At 73.6% G+C, this 18,034-nt stretch carries 16 protein-coding genes; 3 read left to right on the top strand and 13 right to left on the bottom strand.

From position 1 onward, the window contains the following. Window positions 1-324 precede the first annotated feature (324 nt). From tyrS to CHB94_RS21925, 11 genes are all read right to left on the bottom strand, one after another. Entirely contained in the window at window positions 325-1,617 is a 1,293-nt protein-coding gene (tyrS, locus tag CHB94_RS21975) for a tyrosine--tRNA ligase (protein ID WP_089338686.1), read from the bottom strand. Next, entirely contained in the window at window positions 1,614-2,240 is a 627-nt protein-coding gene (locus CHB94_RS21970) for a DNA-3-methyladenine glycosylase (RefSeq protein WP_254920845.1), read from the bottom strand. Before CHB94_RS21970 ends, tyrS begins: the two co-directional genes overlap by 4 nt. 41 nt (window positions 2,241-2,281) lie before the next feature. Continuing rightward, window positions 2,282-3,766: an argininosuccinate lyase gene (gene argH / locus CHB94_RS21965; RefSeq protein ID WP_254920844.1), complete on the bottom strand. Its 1,485-nt coding sequence runs from the start codon at window positions 3,764-3,766 to the stop codon at window positions 2,282-2,284. After that, window positions 3,763-4,977 (bottom strand): argininosuccinate synthase, encoded by a 1,215-nt coding sequence (locus CHB94_RS21960; RefSeq protein ID WP_089338685.1) that lies wholly within the window; start codon window positions 4,975-4,977, stop codon window positions 3,763-3,765. The genes argH and CHB94_RS21960 overlap by 4 nt, the downstream gene beginning before the upstream one ends. Then, window positions 4,974-5,510, bottom strand: a complete 537-nt coding sequence (locus CHB94_RS21955; RefSeq protein ID WP_089338691.1) for an arginine repressor — start codon at window positions 5,508-5,510, stop codon at window positions 4,974-4,976. Before CHB94_RS21955 ends, CHB94_RS21960 begins: the two co-directional genes overlap by 4 nt. Further along, complete coding sequence (gene argF / locus CHB94_RS21950) at window positions 5,507-6,448, bottom strand: ornithine carbamoyltransferase (RefSeq protein ID WP_089338684.1); 942 nt, start codon at window positions 6,446-6,448, stop codon at window positions 5,507-5,509. The genes CHB94_RS21955 and argF overlap by 4 nt, the downstream gene beginning before the upstream one ends. Next, on the bottom strand, window positions 6,445-7,638 hold the full coding sequence (locus CHB94_RS21945) for an acetylornithine transaminase (RefSeq protein WP_089338683.1): 1,194 nt from the start codon (window positions 7,636-7,638) through the stop codon (window positions 6,445-6,447). Before CHB94_RS21945 ends, argF begins: the two co-directional genes overlap by 4 nt. Then, complete coding sequence (gene argB / locus CHB94_RS21940) at window positions 7,635-8,696, bottom strand: acetylglutamate kinase (protein ID WP_089338682.1); 1,062 nt, start codon at window positions 8,694-8,696, stop codon at window positions 7,635-7,637. The genes CHB94_RS21945 and argB overlap by 4 nt, the downstream gene beginning before the upstream one ends. Further along, window positions 8,693-9,844: a bifunctional glutamate N-acetyltransferase/amino-acid acetyltransferase ArgJ gene (gene argJ, locus CHB94_RS21935; protein ID WP_089338681.1), complete on the bottom strand. Its 1,152-nt coding sequence runs from the start codon at window positions 9,842-9,844 to the stop codon at window positions 8,693-8,695. The genes argB and argJ overlap by 4 nt, the downstream gene beginning before the upstream one ends. Before the next feature lie 76 nt (window positions 9,845-9,920). Beyond that, window positions 9,921-10,961, bottom strand: coding sequence for an N-acetyl-gamma-glutamyl-phosphate reductase (gene argC / locus CHB94_RS21930; RefSeq protein WP_089338680.1), 1,041 nt, complete (start codon window positions 10,959-10,961; stop codon window positions 9,921-9,923). Between the two features lie 33 nt (window positions 10,962-10,994). Beyond that, a complete protein-coding gene (locus tag CHB94_RS21925; protein WP_141137601.1) occupies window positions 10,995-11,633 on the bottom strand; it encodes a class I SAM-dependent methyltransferase in 639 nt (212 codons plus the stop codon). Between the two features lie 98 nt (window positions 11,634-11,731). Between CHB94_RS21925 and CHB94_RS21920 the strand changes: the two genes are divergently transcribed. The 3 genes from CHB94_RS21920 (at window position 11,732) to CHB94_RS21910 (ending at window position 14,689) form a co-directional block, all read left to right on the top strand. Beyond that, the gene (locus CHB94_RS21920; RefSeq protein ID WP_089338678.1) at window positions 11,732-12,469 is read left to right on the top strand and encodes a class I SAM-dependent DNA methyltransferase; all 738 of its coding nucleotides are present in this window, start codon (window positions 11,732-11,734) and stop codon (window positions 12,467-12,469) included. A 144-nt stretch (window positions 12,470-12,613) separates the two neighbouring features. Further along, complete coding sequence (locus CHB94_RS21915; protein WP_089338677.1) at window positions 12,614-13,645, top strand: iron-containing redox enzyme family protein; 1,032 nt, start codon at window positions 12,614-12,616, stop codon at window positions 13,643-13,645. Between the two features lie 3 nt (window positions 13,646-13,648). Next, on the top strand, window positions 13,649-14,689 hold the full coding sequence (locus tag CHB94_RS21910) for a glycosyltransferase family 2 protein (protein ID WP_089338676.1): 1,041 nt from the start codon (window positions 13,649-13,651) through the stop codon (window positions 14,687-14,689). On the opposite strand, the gene CHB94_RS21905 is transcribed toward CHB94_RS21910, so the two are convergent. Further along, a complete protein-coding gene (locus CHB94_RS21905) occupies window positions 14,662-15,531 on the bottom strand; it encodes an SDR family NAD(P)-dependent oxidoreductase (RefSeq protein ID WP_089338675.1) in 870 nt (289 codons plus the stop codon). The genes CHB94_RS21910 and CHB94_RS21905 overlap by 28 nt on opposite strands. Further along, complete coding sequence (pheT, locus tag CHB94_RS21900; RefSeq protein ID WP_089338674.1) at window positions 15,524-17,995, bottom strand: phenylalanine--tRNA ligase subunit beta; 2,472 nt, start codon at window positions 17,993-17,995, stop codon at window positions 15,524-15,526. Before pheT ends, CHB94_RS21905 begins: the two co-directional genes overlap by 8 nt. Between the last annotated feature and the right edge of the window lie 39 nt (window positions 17,996-18,034).

The raw sequence follows: 18,034 nt of genomic DNA, 5'->3' as shown, positions 1-18,034 counted from the left end.
CCAAAGGAATCCCAAACCAGAACCCGAAGGCCCCGGCACGGGGTAATACTTGGCACTGACTTTCGGCACGCTGTTGAGTTCTCAAAGAGCGGACGTGCAGGAACTCCGGCCTTCCGGCCTTCGTTCGAGACGGCTTCTCGTTGTACGCCGCACAACGGTCAACCCCCGGAGGAGCTTCCCGCCGGCCCCGGACGGGGTCTCGCGCGGCGCAGAGAGAAAGTTACGTCCGTGTGGGGGCCGCTGTCAAACCCGTAGCCGGGTGACGCCGGACACGCCCCCGCCACGGTCCCGGCACGTGCCCCTCACGCGGACGGAAGCAGGAGGTCAGACCCGGTATCCGGCCCCGTCGCAGTGCACGCCGGCCACGCTGCGCTTGCCCTTGCGGAGCACCAGCCACCCTCCCGGGAGCCAGTCCGACGTCGAGGGCGGCGCGTCCGCGTCGGTGACCCGGACGTTGTTCACGTACGCCCCGCCCTCCTTGACGGTGCGCCGGGCATCCGACAGCGAACTGGCCAGGCCCGCCTCCTGGAGCAGCGTCGCCACCGGCATGTTGGGGTTCTCGACCTCGACCGTGCCGGCCTCGGTGAGGGCAGCCGCCAGGGTTGCGGTGTCGAGCATCGCCAGGTCGTCCCGGCCGAAGAGGGCCCGACCGGCAGCTTCGGCCTGCCGCAGCTGCTCGGGACCGTGGACCAGCACGGTGAGCTCCTCGGCCAGCGCCCGCTGCGCCGTCCGTGCCGCGGGCCGTTCGACGCTCTCGGCGATCAACGCCTCGAGGTCCTCGGCCGACCGTTCGGAGAACAGCGGCAGCCAGGCGCGGGCGTCGGCGTCGTCGGCGTTGAGCCAGAACTGGAAGAAGGCGTACGGCGACGTCAGTGACGCGTCGAGCCAGATCGTCCCGCTCTCGGACTTGCCGAACTTGGTGCCGTCGGACTTGGTCACCAGGGGGGTCGAGAGCGCGTGCACCGACGCGCCCTCGGTGCGGCGCACCAGGTCGATGCCGGCGGTGAGGTTGCCCCACTGGTCCGAGCCCCCGGTCTGCAGCGTCACCCCGTGCCGCCGGTACAGCTCGCGAAAGTCGTTGGCCTGCAGGATCTGGTAGCTGAACTCGGTGTAGCTGATCCCGGCCTCGGAGTTCAGCCGTGCGGACACCGCCTCCTTGGCCAGCATCTTGCCCACCCGGAAGTGCTTGCCGAGATCCCGGAGGAAGTCGATCGCCGAGACCGGCTCGGTCCAGTCGAGGTTGTTCACGTAGATCGGCCCGGGCAGCCCGTCCTGCTCCGCCGGGAGGTCGAGGAAGGGCGCCACCTGCTCGCGGATCCGCTGCACCCAGTCGGCGACGGTGTCCCGGTCGTTGAGCTGGCGCTCGGCCGTGGGCCGGGGATCACCGATCAGCCCGGTGGCGCCTCCGACCAGGACGACCGGCTGGTGACCGGCGCGCTGCAGGGCCCGCAGGACCATGAACTGCACCAGGTGTCCGACGTGCAGGCTCTGCGCGGTCGGGTCGAAACCGCAGTAGTAGGTGACCGGCCCTTCGGCGAGGTGGGCACGCAGGGCTGCCTCGTCGGTGCTCTGGGCGATCAGTCCGCGGCGGTGCAGGTCGTCGATGACGTCGTTCACGGGGAGCCATCCTGCCCGCCGGCGCGACGGCGAGGCTTCCCACCCGGGCGGAACACGCTCACGGAGGGCGCCTCGCTCTCCCAGAACCGCCACGGGAGGTCAGTCGCCAGACTGATGCCGACCCGCGGTCCGGCCGAGACGGCAGCCGGGGCGGCCCCCCGGTGGAGCCGCACGCCGGAGTGGCGGTTCACCAGATCCGCACCACGGTCATCGGGGCCGATGCCCAGCGCCTGGGTGAGCCGAGCGGGTCCGCGTGCCAGGTCGCGGGCCACGCGGGCCGCAGGACGGCGGGAGCGCGCCAGCTCCTCCCCCACGACCACCTCCCCCGCGCGAAGCAGCACCGCCGAACCGCGGCCCTCGGGGCCGACGACGACGTTGGCGCACCAGTGCACGCCGTAGCTGAAGTACACGTAGAGCCGCCCCGGCGGGCCGAACATGATCGCGGCACGCGGGGTCGGACCGCGGTGGGCGTGCGACGCGGGGTCCTGTCCCTCGCCGGAGTAGGCCTCCACCTCGGTGAGGCGCAGCGCGACGCGCCCCTCCGGCCGGTCGGTCACCACCCAGCACCCCAGGAGGGACGGCGCGACGACGTCGACCGGCCCGAGCAGGTCCTCCGCGCGCACGAGGGGACCCGGCTCGGGCCGGTCGGTGTCGGGCAGAGCGCTCAGAGCGCCGCCGCCACGGGTGAGGACGACGCCCAGTCGGCGTGCACGACCGCGAGGTCCTCGAGCGCCGTCAGCTGCTCGGCGACCCGCTCGGGTGCCGTCCCGCCGCGGGCCTTGCGGGCCGCCAGCGCCCCCGGCACCGACAGCACGGAGCGGACGGCGGGGGTGAGCCGCTCGTCGATCCCGGCGAGCTGGTCGTCGTCGAGCTGGTCGAGCTCGAGCCCGGCCTCCTCGCAGAAGGACACCATTGCGCCGGAGATCTCGTGCGCGGACCGGAACGGCACCCCGTTGGACACCAGCCACTCGGCGACGTCGGTCGCCAGGGCGAAGCCCTGCGGCGCCGCCGCCTCCAGGATCTCCCGCCGCAGGGTGAGCGTCGCCACCATCCCGGTCACCGCCGGGAGCAGGAGGAGCAACTGCTCCATGGAGTCGAAGACCGGCTCCTTGTCCTCCTGCAGGTCCCGGTCGTAGGCCAGGGGAAGGCCCTTGAGCATCGTCAGCAGGCCGGTCAGGTTGCCGACGAAGCGCCCCGACTTGCCCCGGGCCAGCTCCGCGATGTCCGGGTTCTTCTTCTGCGGCATGATCGACGACCCGGTGGCCCAGGCGTCGTCCAGTCGCGCCCAGCCGAACTCCGTCGACGTCCAGAGCACCACCTCCTCCCCCAGCCGGGAGAGGTGCACGCCGAGGAGCGCCGCCGCGAAGCAGAACTCCGCGGCGAAGTCGCGGTCGCTGACGGCGTCGATGCTGTTGTCCGCCGCCCGGTCGAAGCCGAGCTCGGCGGCGACCGCGTCGGGGTCCAGCTCCAGCGAGGAGCCGGCCAGCGCGCCGGCGCCCAGCGGGCTGACCGCCGTCCGCGCGTCCCAGTCCTGCAGCCGGTCCACGTCGCGGGCGATCGCGTGCGCGTGCGCCAGCAGCTGGTGGGCGATGAGCACCGGCTGCGCGTGCTGCAGGTGCGTCATGCCGGGTGCCGCGACGTCCTGGTACCGCTCGGCCAGGCCGAGCAGGGCGAACTCCAGCGCCGAGAGCTCGGCGACCAGCGCGCGGACGTTGTGCCGCAGGTACAGCCGCAGGTCGGTGGCGACCTGGTCGTTGCGGCTGCGTCCTGCCCGCAGCTTGCCGCCGAGCGGGCCGAGCTTCTCGAGCAGCCCGCGCTCGAGGGCCTCGTGCACGTCCTCGTCGGCCTCGATCGGCGCGAACGTGCCCGCGGCGACCTCGGCCGAGAGTTCGGTCAGCGCGCCGACCATCCGGTCGAGCTCGTCGGACGTGAGCAGCCCGGCCCGGTGCAGCACCCGTGCGTGCGCTCGCGAGCTCGCCAGGTCGTAGGGCGCCAGCCGCCAGTCGACGTCGGTGGACTTGGACAGGGCCGCCATCGCCGGCGAGGGGCCGCCGCCGAAGCGACCGCCCCACAGCCGGGTCTGGGAGGCCGCGGCGGGGATGCCGGGTGTGGCGGCGGACGATGGGGTGCCGGTCTCCGCGGAGGTCACGCCCCGGCACCGCCGTGCAGCCGCTGCTCGCGGGCGGCAGCCAGCTTGGAGGGCATGCCCCACAGCTGGACGAAGCCCTTGGCCAGGCCCTGGTCGAAGGTGTCGCCGGTGTCGTAGGTGGCGAGGTTGAAGTCGTAGAGCGACGCGTCCGAGCGTCGTCCGGTGACGGTGGCCCGGCCCCCCTGCAGCGTCATCCGGATCTCGCCGGTGACGTACTGCTGTGACTCCTGGATGAAGGCGTCCAGCGACCGCTTGAGCGGGGAGAACCACAGCCCGTCGTAGACCAGCTCGGCCCAGCGCTGACCGACCGTGCGCTTGAAGCGTGCGAGGTCGCGCTCGACGGTGACCGCCTCGAGCTCCTGGTGGGCGGTGATCAGCGCGATCGCGCCGGGAGCCTCGTAGACCTCGCGGCTCTTGATGCCGACCAGCCGGTCCTCGACCATGTCCAGCCGGCCGACTCCCTGGGCGCCGGCACGGGCGTTGAGCTGCTCGATCGCCTGCAGCACGGTGACGTGCTTGCCGTCGATCGTCGTCGGGACGCCGGCGGTGAACCCGATGGTGACCTCGTCGGCCTCCCTCGGCACGGTCGGGTCCTGGGTGTACTCGTAGACGTCCTCGATGGGGCCGTTCCAGATGTCCTCGAGGAAGCCGGTCTCCACCGCTCGGCCCCAGACGTTCTGGTCGATCGAGTACGGCGACTTCTTCGTCGTCGCGATCGGCAACCCCTTCTCCTCGGCGAAAGCGATCGCCTTGTCGCGGGTCATGCCGGAGTCACGCACCGGGGCCAGCACCTTGAGGTCGGGGCCGAGCGCACCGATGCCGACCTCGAACCGCACCTGGTCGTTGCCCTTGCCGGTGCAGCCGTGGGCGACCATCGAGGCGCCGTGGTACTTGGCGGCCGCGACCAGGTGCTTGACGATCAGCGGCCGGGACAGCGCCGAGACCAGCGGATAGCGGTCCATGTAGAGGGCGTTGGCCTGCAGCGCGGGGAGGCAGAACTCGTCGGCGTACTCGTCGCGCATGTCGGCGACGATCGACTCCACCGCACCGCAGTCGAGGGCACGCTGGCGGATGACCTCCATGTCCTCACCGCCCTGGCCGACGTCGCCGGCGACGGCGATGACCTCGGCGCCGGTCTCCTCGGCGATCCAGCCGATGGCCACGGAGGTGTCCAGCCCACCGGAGTAGGCCAGGACGACACGCTCGGTCATGGGGAACTCTCTTCCAGATCGGTCTTCAGTTCGGGGTACACGGCGGGTGTGCGCTCGGCGAGAGCGCGGAGGCGGTCGGCGAGAGCGGGTCCGCCGTCGGGGTCCCGGGAGACGACGAGCAGAGTGTCGTCCCCCGCGATCGTGCCCAGGACATCGGGGAGCCCGACCTTGTCCAGGGCCGAGGCGAGGAACTGCGCGGCCCCCGGTGGGGTCCGCAGTACCGCCAGGTTGGCGCTGCCCTCGGCGTTGGTGAGCAGGTCGGCCAGCAAGCGGGTGAGCCGGGCCGGCGCCGCCTGCGCGGGTCGCAGCGGGGCGTTCTCCGGCGGCAGCACATAACTGGCCGGGGCACCGTCGGACCCACGCAGCTTGACCGCGCCGAGCTCCTCCAGGTCACGCGAGAGCGTGGCCTGGGTGACCTCGATGCCCGACTCGGCGAGCAGCGCCGCCAGCTGCGTCTGGGACGTCACGGGTTGCGCCTCGATCAGCTGGACGATCCGTGCCTGCCGCGCGGAGCGCGTGAGGGCGGCGGTCATCGGGCGAGCAGCCACATCAGCAGCGCCTTCTGGGCGTGCAGGCGGTTCTCCGCCTCGTCCCACACCGCGCTCTGCGGCCCGTCGATCACCGCGGCGGCGATCTCCTTGCCGCGGTAGGCCGGGAGGCAGTGCAGGACGACGGCGTCGTCGGCGGCCAGCGCGAGCGCCGCCTCGTCGACGGCGTAGGGCAGGAACGGCGCTACGCGCTCGGCGTACTCCTCCTCCTGGCCCATCGAGATCCAGGTGTCGGTCGCCAGGACGTCGGCGCCCTCGGCGGCGGCCGCAGGGTCGGCCGTCCAGAGGACCGACCCCCCGGTCTCGGCGGCGATCTTCGCCGCCCGGTCCAGGACACGGGGATCGGGACGGAACTCCGCCGGCGAGCCGATCCGCACGTGCATGCCGGCGGTGGCACCGCCGAGCAGGTAGGAGTGCGCCATGTTGTTGGCGCCGTCGCCCAGGTAGGTCAGTGACCGGCCGGCCAGGGAGCCCTTGCGCTCGATCACCGTCTGCAGGTCGGCCAGGACCTGGCAGGGGTGGTACTCGTCGGTGAGCGCGTTGACCACCGGCACGCGGCTGACCGACGCCATGGCCTCGATGCGGTCCTGGCCGAAGGTCCGCCAGACGATCGCGGCGGCCTGGCGGTCCAGCACGCGGGTGGTGTCCTCGATCGGCTCGCCTCGGCCGAGCTGGCTGCTCGCGGCGTCGACCACCAGCGGGTAGCCGCCGAGCTCGGCGACGCCGACGGAGAACGACACCCGGGTGCGGGTGGAGGGCTTGTCGAACAGGACGGCGACGGCGCGGGGCACGCCGCCCGGGGCGGCCAGGGGGGTCGGTGCCTCGGCGGTGTGCCGGGTGGCCTTGAGCGAGGCGGCGAGCGCCAGCACCTCGGCCTGCTCGGCCGGGGTGAGGTCGTCGTCCTTGAGGAAGTGCCGGGTCACTGCGAGGCCTCCTGGCAGGCGGCGTCGAGTGCCTTCGGCAGCGCCGCCACGAAGGCGTCGACCTGGGCGTCGGTGAGGACGAGGGGTGGGGCGAGCCGCAGGATGCCGGGCGCCACCGCGTTGGTCAGGAAGCCGGCGGTGCGCAGCTGCACCTCCAGGGCGGCGGCGACGTCGGCGGTGAGGACGACGCCGAGCAGGGCACCCCTGCCCCGGACGGCACTGATGCCCGCGTGGCCCAGGCCTTCGATGCCGGCGGTGAACCGCTGCTCCAGCTCCTTGGCCCGCTCCAGCAACCCCTCGTCGCGGATGGTGTCGAGCACCGCGAGTGCCGCGGCGGCGGCGATCGGGTTGCCCCCGAAGGTGGAGCCGTGGGCGCCCGCGGTGAGCAGCTCGGCGGCGTCGCCGAACGCCAGCAGGGCGCCCATCGGGAGCCCCCCGCCCAGCGCCTTGGCCAGCGTGACGACGTCGGGCGCCACGCCGTCGGCCTGGTGCATGAACCAGGAACCGGTCCGCCCGATGCCCGTCTGCACCTCGTCCAGGGCGAGGAACGCGCCGGCGCCGCTGGCTGCCGCCGCAGCGGCGCCGAGGTAGCCGGCCGGAGCGGGCAGCACACCCCCCTCCCCCAGCATCGGCTCGAGCAGCACCATCGCCGTCCGCGCTCCCACCGCGGACCGCAGCGCCTCGGGGTCCCCGTAGGGCACGTGACGGACGCCACCGGGCAAGGGTGCGAACGCGTCGGCCTTGCCGGGCTGGCCGGTGAGCGCCAGCGCGCCCATCGTCCGGCCGTGGAAGGACCCCTCCGCAGTGATCACCTCGGGCCGCCCGGTGAGCCGGCTGATCTTGAACGCCGCCTCGTTGGCCTCGGCGCCGGAGTTGCAGAAGAAGACCCGCCCGGGCCGGCCCGCGAGGTCCAACAGCCGCTCGGCCAGTGCCAGGCCGGGCTCGTGCATCGCCAGGTTGGAGACGTGCCCCAGCTTCTGCGCCTGCACGCTGATGGCCTCGATCACCCTCGGGTGGGCGTGCCCGAGGATCGTCGTCGCGATGCCGCCGAGCAGGTCGGTGTACTCACGGCCGTCGACGTCCTGGACCGTGGCCCCGGCCCCGCGGGCCAGCGCAACCGGCGGCACCTTGTAGTTGCTCATCATCACGGCCGACCAGCGGGCGGCCAGCTCCTCCGTGTGCGTCGTCATGCTGTGCCCTCCTCGTCCAGGTCGGCGGGGCTCGTGTCGGCCGGGACGACCATCGTCCCGGTGCCCTCGGTGGTGAACATCTCCAGCAGCAGGGCGTGCGGCAGGCGGCCGTCGACCACGGTCGCCCGCTGCACCCCGCCCTCGACGGCGCGCAGGCAGGCCGCCATCTTGGGCACCATCCCGGCGTCCAGCGCAGGGAGGATCTCGGCCAGCTCACGGGCGTCGATCTGCTCGACGAGCGAATCCCGGTCGGGCCAGTCGGCGTAGAGGCCCTCCACGTCGGTCAGGACGACGAGCTTCACCGCGCCCAGCGCGACGGCGAGCGCGGCGGCCGCCGTGTCGGCGTTCAGGTTGTGCAGTTGCCCGGTGGCGTCCGGGGCGACCCCGGAGACGACGGGGATGTGACCGGCCTCCAGCAGCGCCGTGATCGGCGTGGGGTCGACGGAGACGACGTCCCCGACGAAGCCGATGTCGACGAGCTCACCGTCCACGACGGCGTGCGTGCGCGCCGCGGTCATCAATCCGCCGTCCTCCCCGGACAGCCCGACGGCCCTGCCGCCGTGCTCGTTGATCAGGCCCACGACCTCGGGGCCGACCTGGCCGACGAGCACCATCCGGACGACCTCGATCGACTGCTCGGTGGTGACCCGCAGGCCGCCACGGAACTCGCTCGGTATGCCCAGCCGGGTCAGCATCGACGAGATCTGCGGGCCGCCGCCATGCACGACGACCGGGAAGATCCCGCAGGTCCGGAGGAACACCATGTCCTCGGCGAAGGCCCGCCGGCAGGCGTCGTCGACCATGGCGTGCCCGCCGTACTTCACGACGACGACGTTGCCGTGGAACTCCTTGAGCCAGGGCAGCGCACCCGTGAGGACGGCGACCTTGCGCGCGTCCCCCTCGGGGTCGTACCTGCGCATGACCCGGCTGGTGCCGACCTTCTTCGGCAGCCGCGGCTGCGGCGACGGCTCGTCGATCCGGACGTCGGGCGGAGTCGGGTCCTGGGCCGCCGGGTCGTGCACGGTGGTGACGTGGGGTTCGGGTTCGGGGTGGCTCATGTGGAGTACGCCGAGTTCTCGTGCACGTAGGCGATGGACAGGTCGTTGGTCCAGATCGTCGCCTGCTCCGCGCCGGCCCTCAGGTCCACGTCGATGGTGATCGCCCGGCCGGTCAGGTCGACGCCCTCCCGCGGGTCACCGATGGCCCCGCCCCGGCAGACCGTCACCCCGTTGATGGTGACGTCGACCCGGTCGGCCTCGAAGGCGGCGTCCGTGGTGCCGATCGCGGCCAGGACCCGGCCCCAGTTGGGATCGTTGCCGAACAGCGCCGTCTTCAGCAGGTTGTTGCGGGCGCAGGCGCGTCCGGCGGTGAGGGCGTCCCGGACACTGGCGGCGTTGCGGACGGTGATCGCGATGTCCTTGGTCGAGCCCTCGGCGTCGGCGAGCAGCTGCATGGCCAGGTCGGTGCACGCGAGGGTGAGCGTGTCGGTGAACTCCTCCGGGCTGGGGGTGACGCCGCTGGCGCCGTTGGCCATGACGATGACGGTGTCGTTGGTGGACAGGCAGCCGTCGGAGTCGACCCGCTCGAAGGACACGCTGGTCGCCTGCTCCAGCGCCCTCCGCAGGGTGGCTGCGTCGACCACGGCGTCGGTGGTGAGGACGACGAGCATCGTGGCCAGGCTCGGCGCGAGCATGCCCGCGCCCTTGGCCATGCCGCCGACGGTCCAGCCCTCGCGCTGCTGCACCGTCGTCTTGGGGACGCTGTCGGTGGTCATGATCGCGCGGGCCGCGTCGGGTCCGCCGTCCTCGCTCAGCGCCTTCACCGCCGCCGTGACCCCGGCGGTGAGCTTCTCCATGGGCAGCCGCACGCCGATGAGCCCGGTGGAGGCGACGGCGACGTCGATCGCGCCGATCCCGAGCTCCGCGGCGGCGTGCTCGGCGGTGGCGTGGGTGTCCTGGAATCCCTCGGCCCCGGTGCAGGCGTTGGCGCCACCGGAGTTGAGGACGACGGCGCGCGCCCGCTGGCCGGCCAGCACCTGGCGGCTCCACAGGACGGGCGCGGCCGGGAAGCGGTTGGTGGTGAAGACGGCCGCGGCGGCGTCGTCCGGGCCCGTGTTGAGGACCAGCGCGACGTCGGGGTCGCCGCTGGACTTCAGCCCTGCCGCGACGCCCGCCGCGGAGAAGCCCTGGGGGGCGGTCACGCTCATGATGTCCTCCGTTCGCTCCCGCGGGGCGCTCCGCTCCTCGCTCGTTCCTCGCTGCGATGCTCACGCCCCTGTCCGCTCACGGTGCCACTCCTACGAGGGGAAGGCCGGTGGTCTCGGGGAGGCCGAGGGCAAGGTTCGCGCACTGCAGCGCGCCACCCGCCGTGCCCTTGGTCAGGTTGTCGACGGCGGCGACGACGATCAGCCGGCCCGCGTCGGGGTCGACGGCGATCTGCAGGGCGACGGTGTTCGCACCGAGCACCTGCGCCGTCGCGGGCCACTGCCCCTCGGGCAGCAGCTGCACGAACGGCTCGTCGCCGTAGGCCTTCGCGTAGGCGGCACGGGCGGACTCGGCGTCCACACCGGGCCGGAGCCTGGCCGAGCAGGTGGCGAGGATGCCCCGGCTCATCGGAACCAGGGTCGGGGTGAAGCTGACGCTCACCGTCGTCCCGGCAGCCTGGGAGAGGTTCTGGATCATCTCCGGCGTGTGCCGGTGGGCCCCGCCGACACCGTAGGCACTGACCGAGCCCATGACCTCGCTGCCGAGCAGGTGCGGCTTGGCCGCCTTCCCCGCACCGGACGTACCGCTCGCGGCGACCACGACGACGTCGGGCTCGACCAGTCCGGCGGCCAGCGCGGGCGCGAGCGCGAGGGTGACCGACGTGGGGTAGCAGCCCGGGACGGCGATCCGCCGGGCGTCGGCCAGCTGCTCCCGCTGACCGGGCAGCTCGGGCAGGCCGTAGGGCCAGGAGCCGGCGTGCTCGCCCCCGTACCAGCGGGCCCACGCCGCCGGATCGTTCAGCCGGTGGTCGGCACCGCAGTCGATGACCAGAGTCTCGTCGGGCAGCTGCGCGGCGATGGCGGCGGACTCTCCGTGCGGGAGGGCCAGCACCACGACGTCGTAGCCACCGAGGCTCGCCGCATCGCTGGGCGCGACGATCAGATCGGCGTACGGCAGCAGGTGGGGCTGCAGCTCACCCAGGCGTCGACCGGCGCTCGAGTTGGCGTGCACCCCGGCCAGGCGGAGGTTCGGGTGCCCGGCCAGCAGCCGGCACACCTCCCCGCCCGCGTACCCGGTGGCGCCGGTGACCCCGACCGTCCACGTCTGCCCTGCGCTCATGATGCATGACCATACACCACCATGCATGACTGTTCACGAAGCTTCTCCGAGGGGTGCCCGGACGGCGACGAACCAGGTGCCGGCCACGAGGACCTCGCCGCGCAGCTCGCCGGCGAGCTGGTCCGCATCGAGGTAGCGCTTGTAGACCCGGTGCCGCGAACCGTCGTTGAGAACGCGGTCCTGCCACTCCTCGGAGGGAACTCCGGGGCGGAGCGCGGAGTCGACGACCACCAGCTCCCGGGCGATCCGTCGCGCCTCCGCGAGGAAGGTCGCCCGCTCGTCGGGTGGCAGGTGGCCGTAGAAGTGCCCGGTGACGAGCCGCTCGAAGGCGCCGTCCGGGAAGGGCAGGGCGAGCGCGTCGCCGACGAGAGCGGAGCCGCCCGACAGGCGGGACAGGGTCATCGTCGCCATGGCGGGGCTCCGGTCCAGGCCCACCAGCCGGCCGCGGAGGTGTCTGGTGAGGAACCCGCTGCCGCAGGCGACGTCGAGGGTGCGCGCCGGCTCGAGACGCTGCACGAGACGGACGACGTCCCCCACCTCGGCGTCCCAGCCGGGCCGGTCCCGCTCGGCGAAGCGACCGCTCCCCAGGTACCACTCGTCGTACTCCGGGGCCCGTCGCTCGTAGTACAGCGCCGTCCCGGCATCCCGCGCGAAGGCCGCCTCGTCTCCCACGCGGCTGATCTTGGCGCACCGGCCGCCCCACCGCCGCTGTGGGGCGCCTGGGCGCCGAGACGACGCGTGCCGGTGCCTCCGCAGGGGTAGACGCCCGTATGACCAGCGGCTTCGACCCCTCCGAGTACGGCCGGCACATCGCCGAGGTGTACGACGACCTCCACGCCGAGCTCTCCGCCGACGCCGCCGTGGCCGTGATCGCCGGTTACGCGAACGGCGGCGCCGTCCTCGAGTTCGGCATCGGCACCGGCCGGATCGCACGTCCCCTGGCCGCCGGCGGCCTGCACGTCGACGGCATCGACGGGTCACCGGAGATGGTGGAGCAGCTCCGCCGCAACCCTTGGGGCGAGTCGCTGCGGGTGGAGATCGGCGACTTCTCGACGACCACCCTGGGGCGGCGCTACGCCGTGGTCGTGCTCGCCTACAACACGATCAACGCGTTGCCCTCCCAGGAGGCACAGGTGCAGACCTTCCGCAATGCCGCGGCCCACCTGGAACCGTCCGGGGTGTTCCTGGTCGAGAACTGGGTTCCCGACGTCGCGGGGTTCCACCGGGGTCGGGCGGTCCGCGCGCACGAGCTCGCGGAGGGCCGGGTGCTCGTCGAGGTCGCGGAGCTGCACCCCGCGGTGCAGCGGATCACCGCGACCCGTCTGGCCTTCACCGCCGACGGCGTGCGGCTCCTGCCGGTCGAGCATCGCTACGTGTGGCCTGCCGAGCTCGACCTCATGGCCCGCCTCGCCGGCCTGCATCTGGAGGAGCGGTGGCAGGACTGGGACCGCGGGCCCTTCACCGACGACAGCTCCACCTACGTCGCCGTCTACCGGAAAGACCCCTGACCTCCGCCGTTCCGCCGTGGCCCGCCGACTCGACAGCTCTCGTCCACCCGGCTATGACTGCGGAGCGGTGGTCGGAAGACCGCCGGCACGGCAGCAGCCCATGCACCGGGGAACGGGACCAACCCGCGCCGCAAGGAGGCACGTATGCGCCTACCGACCCCCCGGGGGCCACTGAGCGCGGAGCTCACCCGCGTGCTGCGGGGCGATCGGCGACGGCTGCCCGCCCTGACCGACCGAGCGCAGGAGCTGGTCGGGACCGCCGACGGGACCGACGTCCTCGCGCACGAGGACCTGCAGCTGTCACTGCACGACTTGTACGAACTGCACTACCGGGGTTTCGACGACGTGGACCCCGACGCGGAGTGGTGCCCCGGCCTGCTCACCGTCCGCGCACTGCTGGAGGACCTGCTGGAGAAGCCCTTGCGGGCGCTGGCCCCCGTCCCCGAACCGACGACGGCGCCCGACGTCGCGGCATCCCTCACCGCCCTCGTGGCCGACGACGAGGGGCCGTCCCTGTCGGCCTTCCTGTCCCGCGAGGCCACCGCTGAGCAGTTCCGGGAGTTCGTCGTGCACCGGTCGATCTACGAGCTGAAGGAGGCCGACCCGCACACCTGGGCGATCCCCCGGCTGACGGGACGCGCCAAGACGGCGCTCGCCGAGGTGCAGTTCGACGAGTACGGCGGCGGTCGTCCCGAACGCATGCACGCCACCCTGTACGCCCGCGCGATGCGTGCCCTCGGCCTGGACGACGCCTACGGCCGCCACGTCGACCAGGTGCCGGCGATCACGCTGGCGACCGTGAACTCGATGTCGCTGTTCGGGCTGCACCGCCGTCTCCGTGGGGCGGTCGTCGGGCACCTGGCGGCCTTCGAGATGACGTCCACGGTGCCCAACCGGCGGTACGGGACAGGTCTGCGCCGCCTCGGCTTCGGCGCGGACGCCACCTGGTTCTTCGACGAGCACGTCGAGGCCGACGCCGTGCACGAGCAGCTCGCCGCCCACGACATGTGCGGCGGCCTGATCGCCGACGAGCCGGACCTGCTGGCCGACGTCCTGCTGGGGGCGGCGGCGGCGATGCACCTCGAGCGACGGTTCGCCGAGCACGTGCTCGGGGCATGGTCGGCCGGTCGGAGCTCCCTGCGTGCACCGGGCCTCGCCGTGGGTCCGGTGTCCTGAGACATGGGCCGGCTGCTCGACGGGGAGTACGTCCTCCCGCTGCGGTGGACCGACGACGCGGGCCTCGACGACCTGACGGACTATCTGCGCCGGATCAGCGCATGGCTGCCGGTGACGGTCGTCGACGGCTCACCGGCGGAGCGCTTCGACGCCCACGCGCGGGCCTGGGCGGGGCTGGTCAGGCACCTGCGTCCGCTGCCCTGGCCCGGCGCCAACGGCAAGGTGGCCGGCGTGGTCACCGGGGTCCGAGCGGCCCGCCGGGAGCGGGTGGTCGTCGCCGACGACGACGTCCGGTACGACCGGGACGGGCTGGAACGTGTGCTGGACCTGCTCGGTGCAGCCGATGTCGTCCGCCCGCAGAACGTCTTCCGCCCCGCCCCCTGGCACGCCCGCTGGGACACCGGCCGCACCCTGCTCAACCGCGCCGTCTCCGCCGACTACCCCGGCACCTTCGCGCTGCGGCGCGCCACCTTTCTCGCGATGGGCGGCTACCGGGGCGACGTCCTCTTCGAGAACCTGGAGATGGTGCGCACCGTCCGCGCCGTCGGAGGCCGGGAGCACCGGGCCAACGATCTGTTCGTGGAACGCCGCCCGCCGACGGCGGCGCACTTCTGGTCGCAGCGCCCACGCCAGGCCTACGACGATCTCGCCCAGCCGTGGCGACTCGTCGCCGCCCTGGCGGTGTGGCCGGTCGTGCTGGACGGGCTGGTGCGGCGCCGGGGACGGCGGCTGGCGCTGCTCGCCGCGGCCGTCGTCGCCGCCGGCGAGACCGGTCGGCGGCGCCACGGTGGGCGAGGCGTCTTCCCGGCGGGCGCGGCGCTGTGGTCACCGGTCTGGGTGCTCGAACGGGGCCTGTTCTCCTGGCTCGCGCTGGGCGCACGGTTCCTGCGCGGCGGCGTGGCCTACGGCGACGTCCGCCTCCGGACCGCGGCCTCCTCGATGCGGCGGCTGCGCCGCGAGGCGGCCGGCCGGTCGCCCCTGGCGCGGATCGAGGCCTCCGGCGCCGAGCGGCCGCATCAGGCGAGCGGGTCGTCGTCCCCGTAGGGCTGCAGACGCAGCTGCCGCGCGGCGCCCGTCGGGGTGACCGCGCAGAGGTGCTGCAGGTCGTCGGCGCCGGCACGGAGGAACCTTCCCGACCACGCGTCGAGCTCACCGGCGGCGATGGCCGCGATCAGTTCGACGACCTTCTCCGGCGGGGTCCAGTCCTCGAAGCCACGCCACATCGGCATGGACCGGGTCATGGGGGTGTCCACCACACCCGGGGCGACGTCGAAGGCCCGGACACCCGTGCCCTCGAGGGCGCCGGTCAGCGCCTCGGTCATGCGCATCAGCCCGGTCTTGGCCACCGAGTAAGCGGAGTACTCGGGCCGCGCGCGCACGCTCATCCCGCTGGCGAGGTCGACGATCCGGCCGCTGTTGCGGAGGACCATCCAGGGCACCACGGTGCGGCAGAGCAGGAACCCGCCGCGGATGTGGCTGGACACCACCTCCCACCACTCGTCGGGGTCGACCTCCCAGAGCGGCTCCTCGGCGGCGTCGATCAGGCCCGCGTTGTTCACCAGCAGGTCGACCTGGCCCAGCTCCGCGACGACCTGCTCGACGGCGGACGCGACGGCGTCCCGGTCGGTGACGTCGGCGGCCACCCCGAGGGTGCGGGCGCCGGTGGCCTCCGCGACCTCGGCCATCGTGGCGGTCAGCCGGTCCCCGCCGCGCGCCAGGCCGGCGACCGCCATGCCGCGTCCGGCCAGCCCCTCGACCAGGTGCCGGCCGATGCCCGTGGACGCACCGGTGACCAGCGCGACCTGGCCCGCCAGCGCCGTGGCCCCGTCCCGGGTCCCGGCCTGAGCTCGCGCAGGCTGGGGAGGAGGGGGTCCTTCCTCAGCCACGCAGCTCCGCCCCCGTCCGCGCGGCAGCGGCAGCGACGGCGGCGTCCCGCACCGCCGTCGCCTCCTCACCGGTGAGGGTGCGGTCCGGCGCCCGCAGGGTGAGCGCGTAGGCCAGCGACCGTGAGCCGGTGGGCACCGGCGCGCCGGTGTAGACGTCGAAGAGCCGCAGGTCCTCCAGCAGTTCTCCCGCGCCCTCGCGCAGCGCCTCGGCGACGTCCGCGGAGGGCACGTCGTCGCGGACGACGAGGGCCAGGTCCAGGAGGACCGGCGGGAAGCTCGACACCTCCGGGCCGTGCGGCACGGCGGCTGCTGGCAGGGCGTCGACGTCGAGCTCCATCACCGACGTCCGGGCCGGCAGTTCCAGCGCCGCGCACACCCGCGGGTGCAGCTCACCGGCGTACCCGACGACACGGTCACCCACCAGCAGCTCGGCACAGCGGCCCGGGTGCCAGGGCGCCCGCTCCCCCGCCCGGACGGTGAGCTCGACGCCCGAGGCGGCGGCGACCAGGCGCGCGGCCTGGACGGCGTCGGCCCAGACGGCGGGGCGGCCCGGTCCCCACCAGCCACGGGGCTCGCGGTTACCCGCCAGCGCCACGGCCACGTGCCACGGCTGCGCGGGAACGGCGCCCAGCAGCGCGGCCAGGGTCTCGTCGTCGGGGCGCCCGTCGACCCCAGGAACCGGCGCAGGCGTGCGGTTGCCGCCCGGGAAGACCGCACCGTGCTCGAAGAGCGCGACGTCGCGCTGCCCGCGGGAGAGGTTGCGCGCCAGCGTGGCGAGCAGCCCCGGCAGCAGCGTCGTGCGCAGCGCGGGCTGCTCCTCCGACAACGGGTTGCGGACCAGCACGACCTGGCGGCGCTCGTCCTCCTCCCCCAGGCCCAGCGCGTCGAACACCGGCGCACCCACGAACGGATAGGCCGGCGCCTCGACGTAGCCGGCCTCGGCCAGCGTGCGCCCGATGCTGCGGCGGCGCCGCTGGACGTCGGTGAGTCCGCGCCCCGGCGGCGCGGTCGGCAGCACGGAGGGGACGTCGTCGTAGCCGGCCAGCCGGACGACCTCCTCGACCAGGTCGGCCGGGTCGGTGAGGTCGGGCCGCCAGGACGGCGGGGTGACGGCCAGCGGGCCGGCGCCGGCGCCGACGTCGCAACCGACGACCTGGAGCAGCTCCACCACCTGGGCCGCCGGGTAGGGCACCCCGGCGACCTGCCCGGGCTTGGCGGCCTCCAGCGCGATCGACGGCCGGGGCCCACGGGTGTCGATGTCCACGATCCCGCCCACGACGCGCGCGCCGCCGTACTCGGACAGCAGCTCGGCGGCCCGGGCCAGCGCGGCGACGGTCATCTCCGGGTCGACGCCGCGCTCGAACCGCTTGGCCGCCTCACTGGGCAGCCGGTGGCGGCGGGCGGTGCGGGCGACGCCGGTCGGCTCCCAGTGGGCCGCCTCCAGCAGCACCGCGGTCGTGCCGTCCCCGATCTCGGTCGATGCGCCGCCCATGACGGCGGCCAGGCCGATCGGCCCGCTGTCGTCGGTGATGAGCAGGTCGTCCGGGGACAGTTTCCGGACGGTGCCGTCGAGGGTGGTCAGCTTCTCGCCCTCGCGGGCCAGCCGGACGGTGATCGGGCCGGTGACGGCGTCGCGGTCGAAGGCGTGCATCGGCTGCCCGAGCTCGAGCATCACGTAGTTGGTGACGTCGACGGCCAGCGAGATGCTCCGGACGCCGGCCTGCGCCAGCCGCCGGCGCATCCACCAGGGGCTGGGGGCGGTCGGGTCCAACCCCTCCATGGCGAGCATCGAGAAGCGGTCGCAGCGGTCGGGGTCGGCGACGGAGACCTGCCAGGGGGGCCGGCCGGGCCACGCCGGCGGGGTGACCGCCCCCGGGTCACGCCAGGGGGCGCCGAGACCGGTCCCCATCTCCCGGGCGATCCCGCGCATCGACAGGCAGTAGCCCCGGTCCGGGGTGATGGCCAGCTCGATGACGACGTCGTCCAGACCGGTGACGGAGCCGGCAGGGGTGCCCGGCGGCGGCACGTCCGCGCCGTCGGCGCCGAGCACGAGGATCCCGGCGTGGTCGTCACCGATGCCCAGCTCGCGCACCGAGCAGATCATCCCGTCGGAGACCCGGTCGTAGGTCGTGCGGGCGGCGATCTCGAAGCCTCCGGGCAGCACCGCACCGGGGAGCGCGACGACCACGGCGTCGCCGACGACGAAGTTGCGCGCACCGCAGACGATGCCCCGCGGTTCCGCCTCCCCCACGTCCACCTGGCAGTACCGGATCGGCTTCTTGAAGCCGGTCAGCTCCTCGATCTCCAGCACCCGGCCGACGACGAGCGGGCCGGTGACCGCCTCGGGACGGTGGATGTCCTCCACCTCGAGGCCCAGACGCACGAAGGCGGCGTCGAGGTCCTCGACGGACGTTCCCGCGGGAACGTCGACGTACTCGGCCAGCCAGCCGATGGGCACCCGCATTACTGGTCGACCCCCTGGGCTGCCACGGAGGCGACCGTC

This window comes from Blastococcus mobilis (assembly GCF_900188025.1).
GTDB lineage: Bacteria > Actinomycetota > Actinomycetes > Mycobacteriales > Geodermatophilaceae > Blastococcus_B > Blastococcus_B mobilis.
This window is presented reverse-complemented; position numbering and strand designations above follow the sequence as displayed.

Bases quoted from the DNA above. Each gene is read 5' to 3' on its own strand.
- CHB94_RS21955 (WP_089338691.1), bottom strand. From the start codon at position 5,510: ATGACCGCCGCCCTCACGCGCTCCGCGCGGCAGGCACGGATCGTCCAG.
- CHB94_RS21945 (WP_089338683.1), bottom strand. From the start codon at position 7,638: ATGACGACGCACACGGAGGAGCTGGCCGCCCGCTGGTCGGCCGTGATG.
- pheT (WP_089338674.1), bottom strand. From the start codon at position 17,995: ATGCGGGTGCCCATCGGCTGGCTGGCCGAGTACGTCGACGTTCCCGCG.
- CHB94_RS21920 (WP_089338678.1), top strand. From the start codon at position 11,732: ATGACCAGCGGCTTCGACCCCTCCGAGTACGGCCGGCACATCGCCGAG.
- argB (WP_089338682.1), bottom strand. From the start codon at position 8,696: ATGAGCCACCCCGAACCCGAACCCCACGTCACCACCGTGCACGACCCG.
- argJ (WP_089338681.1), bottom strand. From the start codon at position 9,844: ATGAGCGTGACCGCCCCCCAGGGCTTCTCCGCGGCGGGCGTCGCGGCA.
- argC (WP_089338680.1), bottom strand. From the start codon at position 10,961: ATGAGCGCAGGGCAGACGTGGACGGTCGGGGTCACCGGCGCCACCGGG.
- CHB94_RS21915 (WP_089338677.1), top strand. From the start codon at position 12,614: ATGCGCCTACCGACCCCCCGGGGGCCACTGAGCGCGGAGCTCACCCGC.
- CHB94_RS21960 (WP_089338685.1), bottom strand. From the start codon at position 4,977: ATGACCGAGCGTGTCGTCCTGGCCTACTCCGGTGGGCTGGACACCTCC.
- CHB94_RS21910 (WP_089338676.1), top strand. From the start codon at position 13,649: ATGGGCCGGCTGCTCGACGGGGAGTACGTCCTCCCGCTGCGGTGGACC.